The organism is Streptomyces sp. NPDC059142, from assembly GCF_042755665.1.
GTDB lineage: Bacteria > Actinomycetota > Actinomycetes > Streptomycetales > Streptomycetaceae > Streptomyces.
Window position 1 is genome coordinate 1 of record NZ_JBHZDA010000015.1, and the last position, 18,915, is coordinate 18,915.

19 protein-coding genes are annotated in these 18,915 nt (G+C 73.3%); 12 read left to right on the forward strand and 7 right to left on the reverse strand.

Features of this window, described 5'->3' with window-relative positions; translation table 11 throughout:
* A partial coding sequence (locus ACFXPK_RS08295) for an SDR family oxidoreductase (protein ID WP_385072979.1) occupies nt 1-539 on the reverse strand: 539 nt, incomplete at its 3' end.
* Between the two features lie 120 nt (nt 540-659).
* Between ACFXPK_RS08295 and ACFXPK_RS08300 the strand changes: the two genes are divergently transcribed.
* Nucleotides 660-1,391, forward strand: coding sequence for a TetR/AcrR family transcriptional regulator (locus ACFXPK_RS08300; protein WP_385072982.1), 732 nt, complete (start codon nt 660-662; stop codon nt 1,389-1,391).
* 304 nt (nt 1,392-1,695) lie between these two features.
* Here ACFXPK_RS08300 and ACFXPK_RS08305 read toward each other — a convergent pair whose 3' ends face one another.
* Nucleotides 1,696-2,097, reverse strand: a complete 402-nt coding sequence (locus ACFXPK_RS08305; RefSeq protein WP_385072985.1) for a hypothetical protein — start codon at nt 2,095-2,097, stop codon at nt 1,696-1,698.
* A 194-nt stretch (nt 2,098-2,291) separates the two neighbouring features.
* Here ACFXPK_RS08305 and ACFXPK_RS08310 point away from each other — a divergent pair, with 194 nt between their 5' ends.
* From ACFXPK_RS08310 to ACFXPK_RS08320, 3 genes are all read left to right on the forward strand, one after another.
* Nucleotides 2,292-2,486: a hypothetical protein gene (locus tag ACFXPK_RS08310; protein ID WP_385072987.1), complete on the forward strand. Its 195-nt coding sequence runs from the start codon at nt 2,292-2,294 to the stop codon at nt 2,484-2,486.
* Nucleotides 2,487-2,941: 455 nt separating this feature from the next.
* Nucleotides 2,942-3,850 (forward strand): zinc-binding dehydrogenase, encoded by a 909-nt coding sequence (locus ACFXPK_RS08315; protein WP_385072989.1) that lies wholly within the window; start codon nt 2,942-2,944, stop codon nt 3,848-3,850.
* 70 nt (nt 3,851-3,920) lie between these two features.
* The gene (locus ACFXPK_RS08320) at nt 3,921-4,838 is read left to right on the forward strand and encodes a cupin domain-containing protein (RefSeq protein ID WP_385072991.1); all 918 of its coding nucleotides are present in this window, start codon (nt 3,921-3,923) and stop codon (nt 4,836-4,838) included.
* Between the two features lie 739 nt (nt 4,839-5,577).
* On the opposite strand, the gene ACFXPK_RS08325 is transcribed toward ACFXPK_RS08320, so the two are convergent.
* Nucleotides 5,578-6,966: a DUF1775 domain-containing protein gene (locus ACFXPK_RS08325; RefSeq protein WP_385072994.1), complete on the reverse strand. Its 1,389-nt coding sequence runs from the start codon at nt 6,964-6,966 to the stop codon at nt 5,578-5,580.
* A gap of 266 nt (nt 6,967-7,232) precedes the next feature.
* Here ACFXPK_RS08325 and ACFXPK_RS08330 point away from each other — a divergent pair, with 266 nt between their 5' ends.
* Nucleotides 7,233-7,592, forward strand: a complete 360-nt coding sequence (locus tag ACFXPK_RS08330) for an ArsR/SmtB family transcription factor (protein ID WP_384997709.1) — start codon at nt 7,233-7,235, stop codon at nt 7,590-7,592.
* A gap of 114 nt (nt 7,593-7,706) precedes the next feature.
* A complete protein-coding gene (locus ACFXPK_RS08335) occupies nt 7,707-9,071 on the forward strand; it encodes an MFS transporter (RefSeq protein ID WP_385072997.1) in 1,365 nt (454 codons plus the stop codon).
* 90 nt (nt 9,072-9,161) lie between these two features.
* Here the strand turns inward: ACFXPK_RS08335 and ACFXPK_RS08340 are convergent, their stop codons facing one another.
* From ACFXPK_RS08340 to ACFXPK_RS08350, 3 genes are all read right to left on the reverse strand, one after another.
* Nucleotides 9,162-9,818 carry a DsbA family protein gene (locus ACFXPK_RS08340; RefSeq protein ID WP_385073000.1) on the reverse strand — a complete coding sequence of 219 codons (657 nt, stop codon included), beginning with the start codon at nt 9,816-9,818 and terminating at the stop codon, nt 9,162-9,164.
* 274 nt (nt 9,819-10,092) lie between these two features.
* Nucleotides 10,093-10,761, reverse strand: coding sequence for a hypothetical protein (locus tag ACFXPK_RS08345; RefSeq protein WP_385073002.1), 669 nt, complete (start codon nt 10,759-10,761; stop codon nt 10,093-10,095).
* A gap of 177 nt (nt 10,762-10,938) precedes the next feature.
* A complete protein-coding gene (locus ACFXPK_RS08350; protein WP_385073005.1) occupies nt 10,939-12,300 on the reverse strand; it encodes a hypothetical protein in 1,362 nt (453 codons plus the stop codon).
* Between the two features lie 119 nt (nt 12,301-12,419).
* Here ACFXPK_RS08350 and ACFXPK_RS08355 point away from each other — a divergent pair, with 119 nt between their 5' ends.
* From ACFXPK_RS08355 to ACFXPK_RS08380, 6 genes are all read left to right on the forward strand, one after another.
* Nucleotides 12,420-13,703, forward strand: a complete 1,284-nt coding sequence (locus ACFXPK_RS08355; protein ID WP_384997699.1) for a molybdopterin-dependent oxidoreductase — start codon at nt 12,420-12,422, stop codon at nt 13,701-13,703.
* The gene (locus ACFXPK_RS08360) at nt 13,700-14,287 is read left to right on the forward strand and encodes a hypothetical protein (protein ID WP_384997697.1); all 588 of its coding nucleotides are present in this window, start codon (nt 13,700-13,702) and stop codon (nt 14,285-14,287) included. Before ACFXPK_RS08355 ends, ACFXPK_RS08360 begins: the two co-directional genes overlap by 4 nt.
* 84 nt (nt 14,288-14,371) lie before the next feature.
* Nucleotides 14,372-15,457, forward strand: a complete 1,086-nt coding sequence (locus ACFXPK_RS08365; protein WP_384997738.1) for an NAD-dependent epimerase/dehydratase family protein — start codon at nt 14,372-14,374, stop codon at nt 15,455-15,457.
* Between the two features lie 118 nt (nt 15,458-15,575).
* The gene (locus tag ACFXPK_RS08370) at nt 15,576-16,325 is read left to right on the forward strand and encodes a glycosyltransferase family 2 protein (RefSeq protein WP_384997695.1); all 750 of its coding nucleotides are present in this window, start codon (nt 15,576-15,578) and stop codon (nt 16,323-16,325) included.
* On the forward strand, nt 16,322-16,954 hold the full coding sequence (locus ACFXPK_RS08375) for a DUF2064 domain-containing protein (RefSeq protein WP_385073009.1): 633 nt from the start codon (nt 16,322-16,324) through the stop codon (nt 16,952-16,954). The genes ACFXPK_RS08370 and ACFXPK_RS08375 overlap by 4 nt, the downstream gene beginning before the upstream one ends.
* The gene (locus ACFXPK_RS08380; RefSeq protein ID WP_385007452.1) at nt 16,951-17,673 is read left to right on the forward strand and encodes a class I SAM-dependent methyltransferase; all 723 of its coding nucleotides are present in this window, start codon (nt 16,951-16,953) and stop codon (nt 17,671-17,673) included. Before ACFXPK_RS08375 ends, ACFXPK_RS08380 begins: the two co-directional genes overlap by 4 nt.
* 56 nt (nt 17,674-17,729) lie before the next feature.
* On the opposite strand, the gene ACFXPK_RS08385 is transcribed toward ACFXPK_RS08380, so the two are convergent.
* Nucleotides 17,730-18,818, reverse strand: coding sequence for an SGNH hydrolase domain-containing protein (locus tag ACFXPK_RS08385; RefSeq protein WP_385073011.1), 1,089 nt, complete (start codon nt 18,816-18,818; stop codon nt 17,730-17,732).
* Nucleotides 18,819-18,915: the final 97 nt, after the last annotated feature.

An 18,915-nucleotide genomic window follows, 5' to 3' on the forward strand; every position in this document is an offset into this window, starting at 1 on the left:
AGCTCGTAGGTCTTGCCGTGGTGGCGGTCTTCGGTGAGGGCGGCGACCGCCACATCGGCGATGTCGTCGGCGTCGACGAAGCCCTCGGTCCAGTCACCGGCCGGCAGGGCGAGCTCTCCGGCACGGATGGCATCGAGGAAGAACGCCTCGCTGAAGTTCTGGTTGAACCAGCCCGCGCGCACCACGGTCCATTCCACACCGGGGACCTTGATGTTCTCCTCGCTGTCCTGGGAAACGCTGTGCCCCCGGCCCGACAGCAGGACCAGGCGCCGCGTCCCGCAGTCGGCCGCGGCCCGGGCAAGGGCACCGATCTGCTCGGCGTAGTCCGGGTGGAACGGGTCGGGGTGGACGATGTAGACGCGGTCGATCCCCACCAGGGCGGGCTTCCAGGTCGCCGGGTCCTCCCAGACGAACGGAGGGTGGCCGGAGCGGGAGCCGACACGGACCGGGCGGCCGAGGGCGGTGAGCCGGTCGACGACACGGCGACCGGTCGTGCCGGCGCCCCCGATGACAAGGGTGAGCTGCGCGGATGCAGACATGCTTCTTCTCCTGATCGCTGAACTGAGCTGTCCACCCCTCAAGAGTGGACGTCGTGCAGTAACTATACGGCGTGAAGTTTCTGAACGGCAGGCAGTACGGTGACGCTGTAAAGTTGCGGGATGGCGACCATGGGGCGGCGCGAACGGCTGCGCACCGAGACAACGGCCGAGATCAAGAGCGTGGCGCTGGAACTGATGGCCACCGGCGGACCGGGTGCCATCACCCTGCGGGCCATCGCCCGCCGGATCGGCATGACCCCCAATGCCCTCTACGGCTACTTCGCCACCCGCGACGACCTGGTCACCGCCCTCATCGACGACGTCTACACCGCACTCGCCGACACCGTCGACGTCCCCGTCCAGGCGACCGGCCTGGACACCGGTGGCCGGATCAGGGCCTGGGCCCACGCCCTGCGGACCTGGGCGCTGGCCAACCCCGAAGGCTTCCGCCTCATCTACGGCGACGCGGTACCCGGCTACCAGCCCCCCGAGGGCGGCGCCGCCCCGCAGGCCGAACTGCGCTTTTGCACCGGCCTGCTCGCCCTGGCCGCCGCCGCCTGGCCCCACGCCGAGCACCTGTACGCCGACAGCGACTTCCACTGGTCCGACTTCGACCCCGGTCTCCTCGACCAGGTCCGTCCGGCCTTTCCCGATCTCCCGCCCGCCGGCGTCGCCCTGACTCTGCGTATCTGGGGCCACCTGCACGGTCTGATCAGCCTGGAGGTCCACGGACACCTCCATGCCCGCACCACCCACCTGGACAAGCTGTACGACGACGACGTCACCCAGCTGCTGCGCTCGCTGAACCTTGAGCGGCACCCCGCGGCGAGCGGCGGTCCAGCCAGCGGGTAGGCCGACGCGACCAGACTGCGACAGCGTGGATCTCGGTTCTTGAGGCCGGTGCCGTAGGACTCGACATAGCTCATCGCCGACCGTCAACAACGCTCGTGGTTAATACACCTGCACAAACGGTCACGGGCCGGGATGAGAGGCGGAACCCCCGGCGCTCCGGGCCGCCCCGCGCGCCCTTGACCATCGCTCGGGACGCGTAAGCGTGGGGCATCGACGTCAACCAGGAGCCGACTCGCGAAGGAGCTGCGCACCTCATGAGCCGCCGACGCGGAAGTCGCCGGGCTCGGCACGGGAGGTGCCGACCCTATGAGGGGCTGGCTGCCTCGGGAACGGCACGGATCAGTGGTTCGGCGTCTCCGTAGAGAGCGGCGTGCAGCGCGGTGGCGAGTTCACGGGCCCGCTGTTCGCCCTCCACGGAGTACAGGACGAAGTAGACCGGCCCCGCGGACGAGTCGGAGCGGATCTCATGGCCGCGGATCAGGCGCAGGACCACGGTACGGATCGCCTCGTACACCGGGTCGTCGACGGTGTGCTGGGGAGCGGCGGTGAGCACGTCGGCTTTCACAGTCCATCGCCCGCCCTGCCGCTCGACGGCGATGAAGACCGTGTGCTGCCGCTTGGCCTCCTTGTACGCCTGATTGAAGGCGTCGAGGCCCGTGGCGTCCGGGATCAGGTCAGCGGGGCACGGCATCGGCAGCGGTCGCATAACAGGCATCGTGCCAGCCCCGGCCGGGCCGTGAGGAGAGCGACGCTCGTCCGCCCCGAGCACCTGGTGCGGACAGCGCCTGCCACCGGACCTGTCACGACAGCACGGGAGCGGACGACACCCTCACGCTGATCCAGGAGCTCAACGGGTAGGCCGTCCGGTCGATCCGAACTCGCGGCGCGGGCGCAGGGGCGGTGGACTGGGGGGTGCTGCCCGGCCGCGTCCATCCGCAGCCGCCTTGCCGGGGCCGGGCAGCCCAGCCCCAGACGAATGGGCCCATCTCGACTGCCACCTGCCGACGCCAGGCCGTGGTCGCCGGTACGGGAATTCGCTACTACGTCGGCCAGGACATCCTGGTGGTGACCGTCGTCCGCGTCGTCTACGTCTGACCCCGCGCCGCCTCACGCCGCGCCGCGTTCGATACGCGCTGGAGTTCGATCAGACGGTCGGGCACCGGCCTCGGGACTCGTGGGCTCGCATGTTGCGGTGTCGCGTATTCCTCGTTGAGGCCGTGCCTGGCGTCACCGTGTGTGACCGCCGGAGGCGTATCGACTCCAGGTTCCATCGGCTTCAGTGACCAGGCGGGTGACTGTCTTGTCGCGGTAACCGAGCACCTTCGCGATGACAGGGCCGGGGCTTGGAGTCATCCACCGGACGGGTGCAGGGCTCGACGCGCCGCGAGTCGCACTGACGCAGATCGTCAACTGATTGATTCTCACGGGTCTGGTCGCTGTCCCGGTCCTGCGTAGGGTTTCAAGAAGACGGCAGTGCGGCATTTGCGCACTCGATCTGCTGCAGCGCCGAGTGTTCAGGCGCACCCACGAGAGAAGGAAACACACCCCTTATGCGCGCCCTTGTGGTCGATCACAGTGAGGCCGGACCCGTCCGGTTCGCCGATGTCGATGAGCCCGCACCGTCCGCCGGTGGGACGTTGGTGGAGATACGGCACATCGGTCTCAACTTCGGAGAGCTGAATTACGTGGACCAGTGGCCGGCCGGCGCTGTGCACGGTCACGACGCGGCCGGCGTCGTGGTGCGCGCCGCATCCGACGGCTCGGGGCCGCCCGAAGGTACGCGCGTCGCAGTGGGAATGGCTCCCCACGCGTGGGCGGAGCGGGTGGCGGTCAGCCCCGCCTCGCTCGGCACCGTCCCCGAGGGCGTGGACCTGGCCGACGCCGCCGCGCTGGGGGTCGCCGGAGTCACCTCGTTCCGGGTGCTGCGCAAGCGTTCCCTGCTGGCGCGCAACGTTCTGATCACCGGCGCCAGCGGGGGCGTGGGGCACTTCGCCGTCCAGCTGGCGGCGCTGGCGGGCGCCCGGGTGACGGCACTCGTCGGTTCGCCGGAGCGGGCCGTGGGACTCCGTGAGCTCGGCGCCGACAAGGTCCTGACCGACTTGGCCGAGACCGGGGACCGGTTCGACCTCGTCCTGGACACGGTCGGCGGACCACTGGTGGCCCAGGCCTGGAGTTCCCTCGCCGAGGGCGGCACCATCCACCTGGTCGGTTACTCCTCGGGGCAGGAAACCACGTTCCCGTCAGGGACCTTGTTCGGCTTCGGCGAACCCCGCAGCATCGCCACCTACGGCGACATGACGCCGACCGGCGGGGAGCTGACGGACCTGCTGGGCCTCATGGCCGCCGGGAGGCTCTCGGCACCGGTCGGACTGCGAGGCGACTGGCAGGACGTGGGCGACGCCGTCCGGGCGCTGTTCGCGCGGAAGGTGCACGGAAAGGCCGTTCTTGACGTGGCCTGACGCTGTGGCCGAGGACACATGCGCCTCGCCCGCCGGTGGGCGGTTCGCCGTGGTGGACGAGAATGGACCCATGGATGTGCTGGCGGAGGTCTTGCGTGTTTCGGGTGCGCGTGGGGCGCTCGGGATCATGCTGAAGGCCGGAGGAACCTGGGGCCTGCGGCTGGACTCCTCTTCAGGAGCGGCACTGCACGTGGTGTCCCGCGGCACCATGTGGCTCCACGTCACAGGCGGGAAACCTCTTCAGGTGCAGGCCGGAGACGCCGTCCTGGTGTCGCCGGGCACCGCACACGGGATAGCCGGCGGCGCCAGCGTGACGATGGGTTCCTGCGACCGTGAAGCGGCGGCCCGAGCTTTTGGCGATGGTCGAGCCCTGCGTCTGGGCTCGGCGCCGGTACAGACGGAAGTGATCGTCCTGCACTACGAGCAGGACCCGGAGGTGCGCACACCGGTGCTTACCTCACTCGCTCGGCCGATGCACGTCACAGCCCGGGAGAACGCGCAGCTCAGAAGGACCGCCGAACTTCTCGCTGCGGAGCTCGCACAGCCGCAGATCGGCACCACCGCCGCCATCAACAGCATCATCGACCTTCTGCTCGTCCAGTTCGTACGCGCCTGGCTGGCCCGCCACCCGCAGGAACAGTCCGGCTCATGGCTGGGAGCGATGCGTGATCCGGTCGTGCGCGACGCTCTGGCATGTGTCCACGCCCAACCGGGACACCCCTGGACCACGGAGACCCTGGCCGCCGCGACGAGCGTCTCCCGGGCGACGCTGTCCAGGCGCTTCCGGTCCGCCCTCGGACAGACGCCGGGCGCATACGTGACGCAGTGGCGCATCGACCTGGCGTCCGTCCGGCTCCGCGATACCGATGAGCCGGTCGAGTCGATCTCCGGCGCGGTCGGATACGGCTCTCCGCACGCTTTCAGCCGTGCCTTCAAACGTGCCCGAGGCACGGCCCCTGGCGAGTACCGTTCTCGACTTCGCAAGTGATCCGGCCTCGACTGGTGGGCGCGCATGTTGAGGTGTCGCGTATTCCCCGGTGATGTTCGCCCCGCCCCGGCAGCTCCGACCACCGACTCACAACGCCCCGCAACCCCCTGCTGCCCGGCGTGCAGCCTTCCCGGTGAGCGCTGGCGCCTCGACAGCCCCGTTCCTGACAGTAACTCACCGTGCCTAGCGCACGTCGCAGGCCAGCCGGTCTTTCGCATCCTCCTGACCCTCCAGGGAAGACCACCCCTGGGGAGAATCTGGGGAGTAGGAGCGACGCTGGGGAGCACGTGGAGAGAATCGGCCGCATAACACGGCACGGTCCTGAAAGACCGTGAAAGACTCATCCGCCCAGGTCAGAGGCGCGAGTGACGGCATTCCCGCAGGTCAGCAACACCAGTTGGACAACTTCATGCCGAAGGTGCCTTGGAGGGTGGGACGCGTGGTGAACATATGGCCTCTCGCCTGGGGGCTCTCGTCTGGGGGCTCTCGTCCGGACTTGCCGGGGAGGATCCGGGGGTGCGGGCCGGCCCCCTCCCCCGTCCGCACCCCCAGCAGGCTATCGAGAGCGATGCCGGCGCCCCATGCCCCAGCCGCCCGGCGAGGGGTGCGACCGGCTCCCCTGCCTCAGGACCGGGAGCCGACCTGCTCTCCTGCCTCCGGACCGGGAGATGCGTACCTGTGCCTCGGCACAGGTACGCGCTTCGCCGTCAGGGCGAGGCCGGGCTTCCTCCGCTCCCGGTCAGGTGGCGTTCGCGCCGGCGCGGCGCCTGAACCACCACAGGCCACCGCCGACGAGGGCGGCGACGGCCACTGCGAGCGTGACGATCAGGGCGGTGTTCGCCCCGTCGTCGCCCTTGCCCGCCGTGCCGGTGGTGCCGGTCTCCGTGGGCGACGGTGTGTTCGGCGGCGGGCTCGTGGCCGGGGTGGACGGCGTCGCCGTGGTGGGCTCGGCGGTCGGGCCGGGGCCGACCGGCTTCGCGCCGGGCGCCGGGGGGTCGAGTTCGAGGACCGGCGCGAGGCTGCCGCTCCCGCCGGCCGCCGGCTCCTCCAGTTCGATCCAGCGGTCGACGCGGCCGTCGCCGTAGGTCTGGAGGGTTTTGAAGGGCAAGGACCGGGCGTCCGGGAGCTGACGTACGGTCACGGCGTACACACCGTCCTCACCTGCGGCGATCGCGGGGCCGGACACGGTGTAACCCCGCTCCGTGGCCGCGTACTTCCAGCCCTTGGGGCCTTCCTTGTAGCTGATGTCGGACGGTGCGATGCCGTCGGGCAGGACCACCTCCAGCTTGGTGATCCCCGCCGTGGCCGACTCGGATTCGGCGTTGAAGGCCAGAGTGACGTTCTCGGCGAGAGCGACGGCGCCGCCGCCTTCCGCCTCGACTTCCACATGTGCGGAGGCCGGAGCGGTGAGTGCGAGGGAGGCCGCTACGGCGAGGACGGCGACCGTGGACAGCCGCCGCGCGGTGCGCGGCCGGATGGTGCGGGACACGGGTGACTCCTGTGGGGTGACGGTGTGCGGGCGCGCCGGGGCGCGCCCCGAGGTCGTACCGCTCGGGCGGCGGGGGACGCGTCCGGCCGGAGGACCTCGGCGCACCACGGCGTGCGCCAGCACCAGGGAGTTGCCGGGAGGGGGCTGCGCGCGTGCCCCTGCGGGCCGCAGGACGCGCGGTACCGCGAAGGGCGGTACGGCCGGGACCGGCCGTACGAGAAGGTCGACGATCGCTCTGCCGACGTGTCCGCCCAGCTCTCCCAGGGCCAGGCACGCGGTGTCCGCCCGGTGCAGGCACCAGGCCACGAGCAGGGCCGCCACGATGTGGGCGGCGGTCATCGACGCCCCGTGACGGTCGAGGTGCCACACCTCGTGGACGCTGCCGGGCGGCTCGTGACGGCCCGTCGGATGCGGCGTCCGCACGGAGTGCCCGGTGGACCGTGTGAGCCAGAGATGGAGGGCAGCCTGCGCGGCACCGGTGGCCACGATCACCGTGGGCAGTGGTCTCGGCCCCGGTCTGCGGGCGGCGGGGACGGCCAGCACGAGGAGCACGGCGAGGGCGACTCCCGCGCCCGGCCAGGGCACCGGATGTCCGGAGGCCAGGTGGTGTCCGGTGAGGGCGAGCCCCGTGGTCACCACGCTGAACACCCCGGCGCGGGCAGCGGCGGCCGGCGCACCGGTCACCGGGCTCGGGGGGACTCGGCGCGCGGCGCGGACCCCTCGCACGCACGACATGGCGGCCCCATCATGCGGCATGATCCCGTACGCCGGGACACGCTTCCGGTATGTCACCCGGCGCCCCGACGCACGGTTACGGGGGCGGCCCGTCCCCCTTCGCGGAGCAGGCCCCCTCACCGTGCGGGCGGGCCGACGGCGCTCCTTGCCCGCGCGCCTACGATGTGTCCATGTCCGGTCGCCAAGAACCCTCAACGGCACACGGTGCGCATCAGCACACTCCCGGCGCCCGCGAACTCACCGCGGCCGCGTCGGTCTTCTCCCTGCTCTCCGATCCGACGCGGCTGCATCTGCTGTGGCTGCTGACCCGCGGTGAATCCGATGTGACCGCGCTGGCGGCCGCGTGCGGGGCGGCGCGGCCCGCGGTGAGCCAGCATCTGGCCAAACTGCGGCTGGCGGAGCTGGTGCGGTCGCGCAAGGACGGCCGCCACGTCGTCTACACGCTCACGGACGGACATCTGCGCCGCCTGGTGGTGGAGGCGATCGGCCACGCCCATCACCAGGTCACCGGGGAACCCTGGCACGACTGATCCCTTCCGGCGGGACGGCCGTCCGGCGTCTTCGCGCTCAACGCGTGCATGAGTGCGCACATGTGTATTAGTTTGGTGGTCACGTGCCCTGCCGTCGACCGAGGACGTGTCCGCATGCTCGCTGTGCTGCGCAACCGCACCTACCGGCGTCTGTTCACCGCTCAGGTCGTCGCGCTCGTGGGGACCGGGCTGGCGACCGTGGCGCTGAGCCTGCTCGCCTACGACATGGCCGGGGCCGACGCGTCCGCGGTGCTCGGCACGGCGCTGGCGATCAAGATGGTCGCGTACGTGGGTGTCGCGCCCCTCGTCGGCGCGGTGGCCGACCGGGTACCCCGGCGGGCGCTGCTCGTCTCGGCGGATCTGATCCGTGGCGCCGTGGCCCTGGCCCTGCCCTTCGTCAGCCAGGTGTGGCAGGTCTATGTCCTGGTCCTCGTGCTCCAGTGCGCCTCGGCCGCCTTCACCCCGGTGTTCCAGGCGACGATCCCGGAAGTCCTTCCCCGGCAGCGCGACTACACCCGGGCCCTGTCCCTGTCACGCCTCGCCTACGACCTGGAGAACCTCTTCAGCCCGGCTCTGGCCGCCGCCCTGCTCTCCCTGATCTCCTACAACTGGCTGTTCGTGGGCACCACCGTGGGCTTCCTGTCCTCCGGCGCACTCGTACTGTCGGTGCTCCTGCCCACGCCCGTGCCCGTGGAACGGACCGGCGGCGTCCACGCGAAGGCGTTCTTCGGTACCCGGCTCTTCCTCGCCACCCCCCGGCTCCGCGCCCTGCTGGCGCTGGACCTCACGGTCGCGGCCGGCGGCGCCATGGTCACCGTCAACACGGTCGTCCTGGTCCGCGACGACCTGGGCCGGTCCGTCGGGGATGTCTCGCTGGCGCTGGGCGCGTACGGGGCGGGGTCCATGGCAGCCGCCTTCGTGCTGCCCCGGCTGCTCGACCGGACCCGTGACCGGGCGCTGATGCTGCCCGCCGCCTTCGCGACGGCCGGGGTCCTGGCCGCACTCGCGCTCGGCACGGCCCTCTCCCCCGGCCGCTGGTCCTGGCCCGCGCTGCTCACCGCGTGGGCCCTGATCGGGGCGGCCTCCTCGATGGTCCTCACCCCGTCCGGGCGTCTGCTGCGCCGCTCCGCCACGGACGCCGACCTCCCCGCCGCCTTCGCCGCGCAGTTCTCCCTCTCCCACGGCTGCTGGCTGCTCACCTACCCGCTCGCCGGATGGCTCGCGGCCCGCGCGGGCATGCCCGCGGCGAGCGCCGCGCTGGCCGTCACCGCCGTGGCCGCCGCCGTCACCGCCACGGTCGTCTGGCCGCGTACCGACCCCGACCGGCTCGACCACCTGCACGACGAACTCCCGGCCGGGCACCCCCACGTACGGGACGCGGTTCCCACCCGCGCCGGGCTGCGGCACGGCCACGACTACCGCATCGACACCCTGCACAGGCACTGGCCCCCGCCCCGGCGGACCCCCGGGAGGGGCTGACCACCGGCCGCCGGGAAAGCGCGAGTCGCCGCGCCGGCCCGGACGGTGAGGTACCGCGCGGGAGGCGTTCTCATCGGGATACGGATGCGGTCACGGCCGGGACAGCCGGTCCGCGATGAGCGTTTCGAACTCCTCCTTGGAGGACGGGGAGACACGTTCGCCGTCGAGGAAGAAGGTCGGTGTGCCCTGCACGCCCAGGCCCAGCCCGTCGCGCTGGTCCGCCCGGACGCGTGCGGCCGTCGCCGGATCCTCCAGTGCCGCGTCGAATTCCTCCATGTCCAGACCGAGTTGCTCGGCGTAGCCACGGAAGACGGTCAGCTTCGATTCCTTGGCTTCGCCCCACTGGGCCTGGGTGGTGAAGAGCTTGCCGTACATCTCCTCGAACTTGCCCTGCCGGGCCGCCGCCTCCACCGTGCGGGCGGCGAGTTCGCCGTTACGGTGGCCGGGCATCGGGAAGTAACGGGCGACGAAGGTGACGCGGTCCCCGTACTTCTCGCGGAGTTCCTCCACGACCGGGTACACGGCCCCGCACGCCTCGCACTCGAAGTCCAGGAACTCCACGACGGTCAGCTCGGAGTCCTCGGGTCGGGTGAGGCGGTGGCTCGACTCACGTACGTGCAGGGCCTCGACGACGGGCTCGGCATCCACGGAGCCCCGCGGCTCGTCGGGCGAGAACAGCAGGAAGGAGCCGAGGGCGGCGGCGAACGAGGCCACCATCACCACGGCGATGTACAGATGCTTCTTCATGATTCCTCGGTCTGTCGGGTGGGGACGGCGGGGGTGGGGACGGGGCGGGGACGACCGGCCCGCGGAGCGGCGACGGCGAGCACGCCTGCCACGGCCACGGCCACGGGTACGGGTACGGGTACGGGTACGGGTACGGGTACGCCGAGGGTGCGTGCGGCCACGTGGGCGGCACGCCGGTCGACGGCGGGCATGTCGTGGGCTCTCCGTGTCCCCGGCGGTCACGCCGCCGGGGCGGTGGGACCCGGCGAGCCGAGCGGGTTCCGCCTCGCGCCCGTCAGGGCAGGCAGGGACCGCCGACCGGCGTCGGCCGGTGAAGGGCGAACGGAGCGGGTCCACGGGGCGGAGGAGCCCTGCCCGGATTCAGCCGCACCCGTACGGCCGACTTCAGCGGCGAGGTGCTTTCCCGGATCTCGGACTCGGGGCCCTGCCGGTGGGTGGCGTCCGACCCCGGCCAGAGGAACAGCAGCAGGTGTCCTACGGCCATCAGCAGCGGCCTGCTCTGCCACAGCAGCCGCTCCGCGACTCCCAGGAGCCTGGCGCCGATGACCAGCGTCATCAGATGCCCGGCCAGCAGCACACCGGCGGGCGGGCCGCCGACCGCGCCGTGCTCGACGACGGAGGCGGGACCACCGGAGGTCACGGTCGCGTCCGCCACCGCCCGGCAGGCGCCCGGCAGTGAGTACGCGGCGTGACAGGCGACTTGGGTGGCCGTGAGGACACCGAGCACCTGCGCGTCGGTCAACCGACGCCGTGTCAGGGTCACCGCGCCGGGAACGGCGACGGCGGCGACCCCCGCCACGATGACCATGCGGGGCGCATGCCCCTGCGACAGAGCGTGTCCGGCCAGCGGCAGCAGCACACAGAGCACCGCGAGCACCGCCGCACGCAGCCCGCGCAGCACCCCGGTCGCCGGGGAGGCGGGTCGTACCGGACCGAGTTGCATGTGTCGCGAGCCTTCGGAGACGTACGCCCTGGGGACGGACGGAGCAGGAACTGCGGCGCGGAGTGCTTCCCCGCGCTCCCTGGAAGCGTATCCACCGCCGCTCAAGCGGCTCAGCCACCCCACCGTTGCACGGAAGTCACCCCCCGGCCCAGGTCACCGCTTCCTCGCTGCACCGCGTCACCAGTAGGTGAGGAGCAGGTGATTGGTGAGCAGCGCGAGTGCGGCCTGCGCGCCGAGCCATCCGCGTCGGCCCCGGGCCGGGAGCAGCGCGGCGGCCATCGGCAGCCACAGGGTGAAGGGCAGCCAGATGCGTTCGGTCTCGGCCTTGCTCATGCCGGAGAGGTCGGCTGCCAGCAGCGCCGTCAGGAAGGCGCACATCAACAGGACGACGGGGGTGAGGCGCTTGAGGGCCAGGGCACGGCGTGTGCCCGCCACCGCGGCGGGGCCCGCGCAGAGGACGACGCAGGCGAGGTTGGCCCAGACCCAGTACGCGTAGGGCCGTACCCCGCCCGATCCCTGGTGGTAGCGCTCGACCAGCAGCGGGTACGCCTCCCACCAGCGGAAGCCCAGCAGGGTGAAGGTGGCGGCGACCGCCGTGACGCCCAGCAGGACGACAGGGACCGGGCGTGCGGTGCGGGCGCACAGGAGGATCGCCAGGGCGGGGAGGGCCATGAGGGCCAGACCGTACGAGAGGTAGAGGGTGAGCCCGAGGAGGAGTCCGCTGCCCAGCGCGGCCGCCGCGCCGCGCCGTCCGCGCCGCCCGGTCGCGACGGCGAGGAGGGCCAGGGCCCAGGCGGCGACCGCCGCGAAGTAACCGTCCGCCGAGGTGCCCACCCAGACCGCCGCGGGGGTGAGGACGAGGAAGGGGGCGGCGGATCTCGCGGTGTGCTCCGCCCCGAGCGCGCGGAGGGTGACCAGGACGGCCGCCGCCACCGAGCCGCCGGTGACGATGCAGAACGCCCCGGCCCATCCCCCGCCCCCGAGGCCGATCCGGTCGAGACCGACGAAGGTCAGTACGGCGCCGGGCGGGTGTCCGGCGATGTGCGGCGGCCAGCTCTCGGGGGATCCGCCGGCGATATGTGTGCTGAAGTCGCGCAGGGCCGCGCCCACGTCGTCGAACCGGCCCACTCCGCGCAGATATTCGTAGCGGGTGGTCAGCCGGTCGGCGACCCCGGTCCGCCAGCCGTCCACGAGGGCGAGGGACCAGGTCCAGGCCATGGCCGAGAGCCAGACCGTCCAGATCAGCCCGGGCCAGGACAGGCGCCCCGCCACCGCGGGGCCGTACAGCACGACCAGAGCCGCGACGAGCAGCGCGGCGGGGGTCCCCGGGCCGACGTGGGGCATCCAGTGGGCGAGCAACGGCGGCCAGGGGGCGCGCAGGGTGCCGGTGGTGTGCTCGATCACCGCGCCGGCCACCGCCGCGGCGGCGAACAGCGCGAGGCCCGCGGCCGCTGTGAGCAGGTCCAGGCGGTGGGGGGAGCGCGCGGCCCGTTCCGCGTCGGCGGAAGGGGAGCGGAGCGGGGGCGAATGCAGGGTCACGGCGTCACGTTATGTGCGCGGAACCCATGATTCCGGAAGGCCACGACACATCACCCGGGCGGGCGTTTCATCATGGTTCATACCGTTAAGTAGCGGTGGGGTCGGCGTACGGTCCTGCCATGAACATCTCCTCCCGGGCCCGGACCGCCGTGCGGCGCGTCCTGTGGCGCAGTCCGGTCCGGGGTCCGTGGCTGACGTCGGTGTTCGGGCTGCTGCTGCTCGTCGGCATCCCGGTGCTGTTCGTGACGGGCCTGCTCTCGTACGCCGCGTACAACCCGGATCTCGCCCCCGTCAACGACAAGACGCCGGACAAGGGCCTGCTGGGCTTCTACCTCTTCGACTGGCCGACCGACCCGTACTGGCTCTACCGGGTCACCCAGGGCGTCCACGTCACGCTCGGGATCGTGCTCGTCCCCGTCCTGCTCGCGAAGTTGTGGTCGGTGGTGCCGAAGCTGTTCGTCGTGCCTCCGGTACGGTCGCTCGGCCACGCGCTCGACCGGCTGTCGCTGCTCCTGCTGGTCGGCGGTGCGCTGTTCGAATTCGTCACCGGGGTGCTCAACATCCAGCTCGCGTACCTGTTCCCCGGTTCCTTCTACCGGCTGCACTTCTACGGAGCCTGGGTCTTCTTCGGCGCGTTCCTCGCCCATGCGGCCCTGCGCCTGCCCCGGATGGTGCGGGCGCTGCGGACCAGAAGCACACGGACGGAGCTGCGGACACCGGTGGCCGCGACCGGCCCGGAACCCCTGGACGCCACCGGGCTGGTCACGCCCTTCCCGGCGGCGCCGACCATCTCGCGGCGCGGCGCGCTCGCACTGACCGGCGCGGGGTCCCTGGCCCTGTTCGTGGTGACGGTGGGCCAGAGCATCGGCGGCCCCTGGCGCACCACGGCCCTGCTCGCCCCGCACGGCAGACAGCCGGGCACGGGCCCCAACGGATTCCCCGTCAACAAGACCGCCGCGCTGGCCCGCATCACCGCCCGCGACATCGGCGCCGACTGGCGCCTCGTGGTCCGCGGCGCGGACCGGCAGGTGACGCTCACCCTGGCCGAGGTGGCACGGCTCCCCCAGCACCGTTCCGCACTGCCGATCGCCTGCGTCGAGGGCTGGTCGACCGAGAACCAGCACTGGGAGGGCGTCCGGCTGGCCGACCTGGCGGGGCTGGTCGGCCTGGGGCACGCACCGCCCGGGGTCTTCGTGGAATCCGTACAGCGTCACGGCTCCTTCCGCGCGGTCGCGCTCCGCGACAACCAGGTCCGCGATCCGCGCTCGCTCCTCGCGCTGCGCGTCAACGGCGCTCCGCTGTCCGCGGACCACGGTAGCCCGGCGCGGATCATCATGCCCGGCGCGCCAGGGGTGATGAACACCAAATGGGTGCGCCGGCTGAGCTTCGGGGAGACGGGATGAGGAAGGCGACGGGGACGAGCGCGCACCGGAGCGCCGCGGAGGTCTTCCGCGCGGTGTACGGGGAGTCCCCGCTCCATCTGGTGGTCCTGCTGGCCTCCTTCGCGCTGTGCGGGTACGCGCTGGTCGGACTGTTGCGGGACGACTGGCCGGCCGTCCTCGTCTGGTTCGTGGGCGGGGCCCTGCTGCACGACCTGGTCCTGGTGCCGCTGTACACGGGGGCGGACTGGCTGACGCACCGGACCCTCGGCCGCCGGCGGCGCCGTTCCTGGAAGGACATCAACTGGCTCCGGGTCCCCTTCCTCCTCTCCCTGCTGCTCCTCCTGGTCTACTGGCCGCTGGTGCTGCGCGACTCGCCCGGCTACGAGCGGGCCACCGCCCTGTCGACGGATGTCTTCCTGGGCCGCTGGCTGCTGATCTCGGCCGTACTGTTCGCGGCCACCGGGGTGGTGCTCGTCATCCGCAGATGGCGCCCGGACACCCGGCGGGCGGTCCGTGGCGTCCGGTACGCCGGGAGCCGCCTCGGACACCTCGGGAGCCGCCTGCGGCGGCGGCCCGGGGGCCGGCGGGCGGGGCCGAAGGAGTGATCCTCGGGGCCGCCGGTCCCCGGAGCCCCGACCGCCCGGCGCGGAACCGCCATGACGGACATCGCGCCGCATACCGTCACCGGCATGCGCGTACTCGTCACCGGAGGCGCGGGCTTCATCGGCTCGCACATCGTCACCGCCCTCACCTCGGCCGGCCACGAGCCCGTGGTCCTGGACGCCCTGCTGCCCACGGCCCATCCCGTACCACCACCGCGTCCCCCCGGTGTGGAGTGGACCGAGGCGGACGTCCGGGACGGGGCCGCCCTCACCGAGGCGCTGCGCGGTGTGGACGCGGTCTGCCACCAGGCGGCGATGGTGGGGCTCGGCAAGGACTTCGCCGACGCGCCCGCCTATGTCGGCTGCAACGACCTGGGCACGGCCACCCTGCTCGCGGCGATGGCGGAGTCCGGCGTACGGGCCCTGGTGCTGGCCGGTTCGATGGTCGTGTACGGCGAGGGGCGTTACGACTGCCCCCGGCACGGCCGGATCGCCCCGGGGCCGCGCGCCGAGGCCGATCTGGCGGCGGGCCTCTTCGAGCCCCGCTGCCCGGAGTGCGGCGCGGCGCTGGCCCCCGGGCTGATCGGCGAGGACGCGGCGCCCGATCCGCGCAATGTGTACGCGGCGACGAAGCTCGCCCAGGAACACCTCGCGGCGGCCTGGGCCCGCGCGACGGGCGGGCGGGCCGTGTCGCTGCGCTACCACAACGTGTACGGGCCGGGGATGCCCCGCGACACCCCGTACGCGGGCGTGGCCTCCTTCTTCCGCTCCTCACTGGCGCGCGGCGAGGCGCCCCGCGTCTTCGAGGACGGGTGCCAGCGCCGGGACTTCGTCCACGTGCGCGACGTGGCGGCGGCCAACGCGCTGGCGCTGGCGGCCGTACGGGAGCGGGAGCCCGGGGTGCTGAGCGCCTTCAACACCGGCAGCGGGGAACCGCGCACGGTCGGCGAGATGGCGACGGCCCTGGCGGACGCGTACGGCGGTCCCGCGCCGGTGGTGACCGGGGAGTACCGGCTCGGCGACGTCCGGCACATCACCGCCTCGTCGCGGCGGCTGCGCACCGAGCTGGGCTGGCGGTCCGCGGTGGAGTTCGCCGCGGGCATGGCGGAGTTCGCCCGCGCGGGGCAGCGCGGGGCCGAGGCGGCGGCGAACAGTGTGGCGGCGGCCTCCTGAACCGGACCGCCCGGGCCGCCGGTCCTGTCGTGCCCTCCCCTCTTCTCTCCTGCCCCTTCGGCCCCTCCTCGTCGCGCCCTGCCGCTCTGTCGTTCACGGAACCCCTGCGGAGACACCTGTGACCCATCCCCTCCCCGCGGAGTCCGGCGTTCCCTCGCCGGGCGCCGTCCCCGCCACGGCCGATGTCGTGCTGCCCTGTCTCGACGAGGCCCTCGCCCTGCCCTGGGTCCTGGAGCGTCTGCCGGCGGGCTGGCGCGCGATCGTGGTCGACAACGGCTCGTCCGACGGCTCCGCGGAGATCGCGGCGGGGCTCGGCGCGACGGTGGTGCACGAGCCCCGGCGCGGGTTCGGCGCCGCCTGCCACGCCGGACTGCTCGCCGCCGAGGCGGAGTTCGTCTGTTTCTGCGACTGCGACGCGTCCCTGGACCCCCGGCTGCTGACCGGCTTCGTCGCCGAGGTGGCGGCGGGCCGGGCCGATCTGGTGCTGGGCCGCCGGCGCCCCGAGCGACGCGCGGCCTGGCCGGCGCACGCACGGGCCGGGAACCTCGCGCTGGCCCGTATGACGCGCCGCAGAACGGGGCTGCCGCTGCGGGACCTCGGGCCCCTGCGGGCCACCCGCCGTGAGGCGCTGCTCGGGCTCGGGCTCACCGACCGGCGCAGCGGCTACCCCCTGGAGATGGTCGTACGGGCCGCCGACGCGGGCTGGCGGGTCACGGAACACGACGTCCCGTATCTGTCCCGGGCCGGGAAGTCGAAGGTGACCGGTACCTGGCGCGGCACCTGGCAGGCGGTGCGCGACATGCGGGGCGTGCTCGCCGCACCGCCGCGGGCGGCGGCCACGGCGGCAGCGCCGACAGGGCCGCGATGACCACGCTGCTCGTGATCGCCAAGGCGCCCCTGCCGGGCCGGGTCAAGACACGGCTGACCCCGCTGTTCACCCCCGGGGAGGCTGCCGCCCTCGCCGAGGCGGCGCTCGCCGACACCCTCGCCGTGGTGCTGGCCGCCCCCGCCCGCCGCCGGGTGCTCGTGCTCGACGGCGCCCCGGGGCCCTGGCTGCCGCCGGGCATCGAGGTGGTCCCGCAGTCGGCGGGGACGCTGGACGAACGGCTCGCCGACGCTTTCGGGCAGTGCGCCGGGCCCGCGCTGCTCGTCGGCATGGACACCCCGCAGCTCACCACGGATCTGCTGGCCCCCGCCCTGGCACCGGACGCCTGGCGGGGGTGCGACGCCTGGTTCGGGCCCGCCGCCGACGGCGGGTTCTGGGCGCTCGGTCTCGCCGTGCCACAGCCCGAACTGGTGCGGGGCGTCCCGATGTCGGTGCCCGGGACCGGCGCGGCGCAACGCGGTCGGCTCACCGCCGCGGGGCTCCGTGTACGGGATCTGCCGGAGCTGTGCGACGTGGACACCGCACACGACGCGGAGCTGGTCGCGGCCCTCGCCCCGGGCAGCCGCTTCGCCGCGGCCCACCGCGGGCTCACCGCCGCGGGGGTACGGTGACCCACGCCCGTACCGGCCACGCGGCGGTACGGGCCCGGCCCACGGCGCCCTGGCAGGCGGACCCGTACACCGAGGCGCTGCGCGCCGGGCGTGGCCCGCTCTTCCTGCGGCGTTCCGACGGGCGCCTGCTGCCGCTGGAGGTGGAACGCTGGTGCGCGGCGCCGGACACGGCGGATCTGACCGTGCTGGAGCGGTGTCGCGGCTCGGTGCTCGACATCGGCTGCGGTCCCGGCCGGATCGTCACGGCGCTGGCCGCGCGGCGCGCCACCGTCCTGGGCATCGACGTCAGTCCGGCGGCCGTGGCGCGTACCGTCCACACCGGCGGGCGCGCGGTGGTCGGCTCGGTGTTCGAACCGCTGCCGCGCGAGGGGCGTTGGGACACCGGGCTCCTCCTCGACGGCAACATCGGCATCGGCGGCGACCCCGGGGCGCTGCTCGCCCGCGCCGCACACGTTCTCGGGCCGTCCGCCTCGCTGATCGTGGAGACGGCGTGGCCGGACGGGGCCGAGACCGAGGACCTGGACGAGCGGTTCCAGGCGCGGGTCGACAACGGCGCGGGCGCGTCGGGGCCGGTGTTCACCTGGGCGCGGCTGGGGGCCGGAGCGCTCGTCCGCCACACCCGTACGACCGGCTGGACGCCGGCGGAACGGTGGACGGCGGGAGGGCGCTCCTTCGTCGCCCTGCGGCGACAGTCACAGGACGTTCCCCACTCGTCCTGAGCACCCGGTCACCCTCGTCCGGACCGTCCGGTGTGTTCAGGGCGCCCCGACCGCGTTCAGGGCGTGCCGGCGAGGCGGTCCAGCGAGGGCGCCAGAACCGGGGCGAGCGCTTCGGCGTACGCCTCGGAGAGGTGGCTGTCGTCGCGGTAGACGGCGGTGTCGGCGACGATCACGGGGCAGATCCCGGTACGGGGAGCGCAGAGCCACGGTGTGGGGTCGATGACGGTGGTGCCCGTGGTGGCCGCGGCGGCCCGGAGGGCGCCGCGCCGGCTCGCGTCGCGGATCGCGTCCGGCACAGGGCGCGCGCAGGCGCGCAGTTGCAGGGAGTTCCTGGCGGCGCAGTCGATCGGGTCGCCCTGGGGCCACGGGGTGTCGAGCAGGGCGACGACACGGGCGCCGGAGGTCCCCAGCGCGCGGAAGGTGCTCTCGAAACCGGTGGTCCACTGACGGAGCGGGTCGGCGGCGGGGCGGGCCGGGTCCCCGGCGTCCGAGGAGGAGACGACGACCAGGGCAGGGCGGAGCGTCCTGATTCTCGCCAGGGCGTGGGAGCGCCAGGTGTCGCAGGCGGTGTACGGCTGGTGGCCGCTGACGATGGTCACGTCGGCGACCTTGCAGGAGGCCTTCGTCAGCGAGACCAGCTTCCAGCCGCGGGTGGTGGCGAGCCGTTGCAGGGCGGGGAACCACTGGGCCGCGTGGGAGTCGCCGAAGAGCACGACCGTACGGGACGACGTCCGGTCGCCGTAGACGCAGGGCCGGGTGCCGGTGGCCGCGTAGTCGGCGTGGCAGCCGTCCCGGTAGACCGCGGAGCGGGAGGACCGCACCTGCGGCAGGGGCGGGAGGAGGTTGACCGGCAGGGCGGTGGGGGACGACGCCAGGAGCTCGGTGAGACGTGCCCGCGGGGCCGGTGCGTCGGCGAGGGTCCGCGCCAGGGCGGGCGCGGGGGCGCCGGTCTCGATCGTCGGCGGGACCGCGGTCGCCGTGAACGACAGGGCCGAGGCGCCGACCGACAGCGCGGCCCCGAACACCAGGGCGCGGCGGGGGCGCCTGCGGAAGGCCCGGTGGAAGCGGACCGGGTTCTCGACGAGGCGCAGGGTCAGCCACGCCAGGCCCAGCGCCACCGCGGACAGCCCGAGGGCGAGCGGCACTCCGGCCGTCGCGGGCGGCGGGCCGCGCCCCCCCGGGCCCGCGCGGGGGGTCGGCGGGCACCCGCACCCCGGGCCCCCCCGCGCGGGGGGGGGCGCG

Excerpts from the sequence above, each read along its gene's own strand:
- ACFXPK_RS08320 (WP_385072991.1), top strand. The coding sequence starts at position 3,921 with ATGGATGTGCTGGCGGAGGTCTTGCGTGTTTCGGGTGCGCGTGGGGCG.
- ACFXPK_RS08375 (WP_385073009.1), top strand. The coding sequence starts at position 16,322 with ATGACCACGCTGCTCGTGATCGCCAAGGCGCCCCTGCCGGGCCGGGTC.
- ACFXPK_RS08315 (WP_385072989.1), top strand. The coding sequence starts at position 2,942 with ATGCGCGCCCTTGTGGTCGATCACAGTGAGGCCGGACCCGTCCGGTTC.
- ACFXPK_RS08300 (WP_385072982.1), top strand. The coding sequence starts at position 660 with ATGGCGACCATGGGGCGGCGCGAACGGCTGCGCACCGAGACAACGGCC.
- ACFXPK_RS08305 (WP_385072985.1), bottom strand. The coding sequence starts at position 2,097 with ATGCGACCGCTGCCGATGCCGTGCCCCGCTGACCTGATCCCGGACGCC.
- ACFXPK_RS08355 (WP_384997699.1), top strand. The coding sequence starts at position 12,420 with ATGAACATCTCCTCCCGGGCCCGGACCGCCGTGCGGCGCGTCCTGTGG.
- ACFXPK_RS08340 (WP_385073000.1), bottom strand. The coding sequence starts at position 9,818 with ATGAAGAAGCATCTGTACATCGCCGTGGTGATGGTGGCCTCGTTCGCC.
- ACFXPK_RS08330 (WP_384997709.1), top strand. The coding sequence starts at position 7,233 with ATGTCCGGTCGCCAAGAACCCTCAACGGCACACGGTGCGCATCAGCAC.
- ACFXPK_RS08365 (WP_384997738.1), top strand. The coding sequence starts at position 14,372 with ATGCGCGTACTCGTCACCGGAGGCGCGGGCTTCATCGGCTCGCACATC.
- ACFXPK_RS08345 (WP_385073002.1), bottom strand. The coding sequence starts at position 10,761 with ATGCAACTCGGTCCGGTACGACCCGCCTCCCCGGCGACCGGGGTGCTG.
- ACFXPK_RS08335 (WP_385072997.1), top strand. The coding sequence starts at position 7,707 with ATGCTCGCTGTGCTGCGCAACCGCACCTACCGGCGTCTGTTCACCGCT.
- ACFXPK_RS08360 (WP_384997697.1), top strand. The coding sequence starts at position 13,700 with ATGAGGAAGGCGACGGGGACGAGCGCGCACCGGAGCGCCGCGGAGGTC.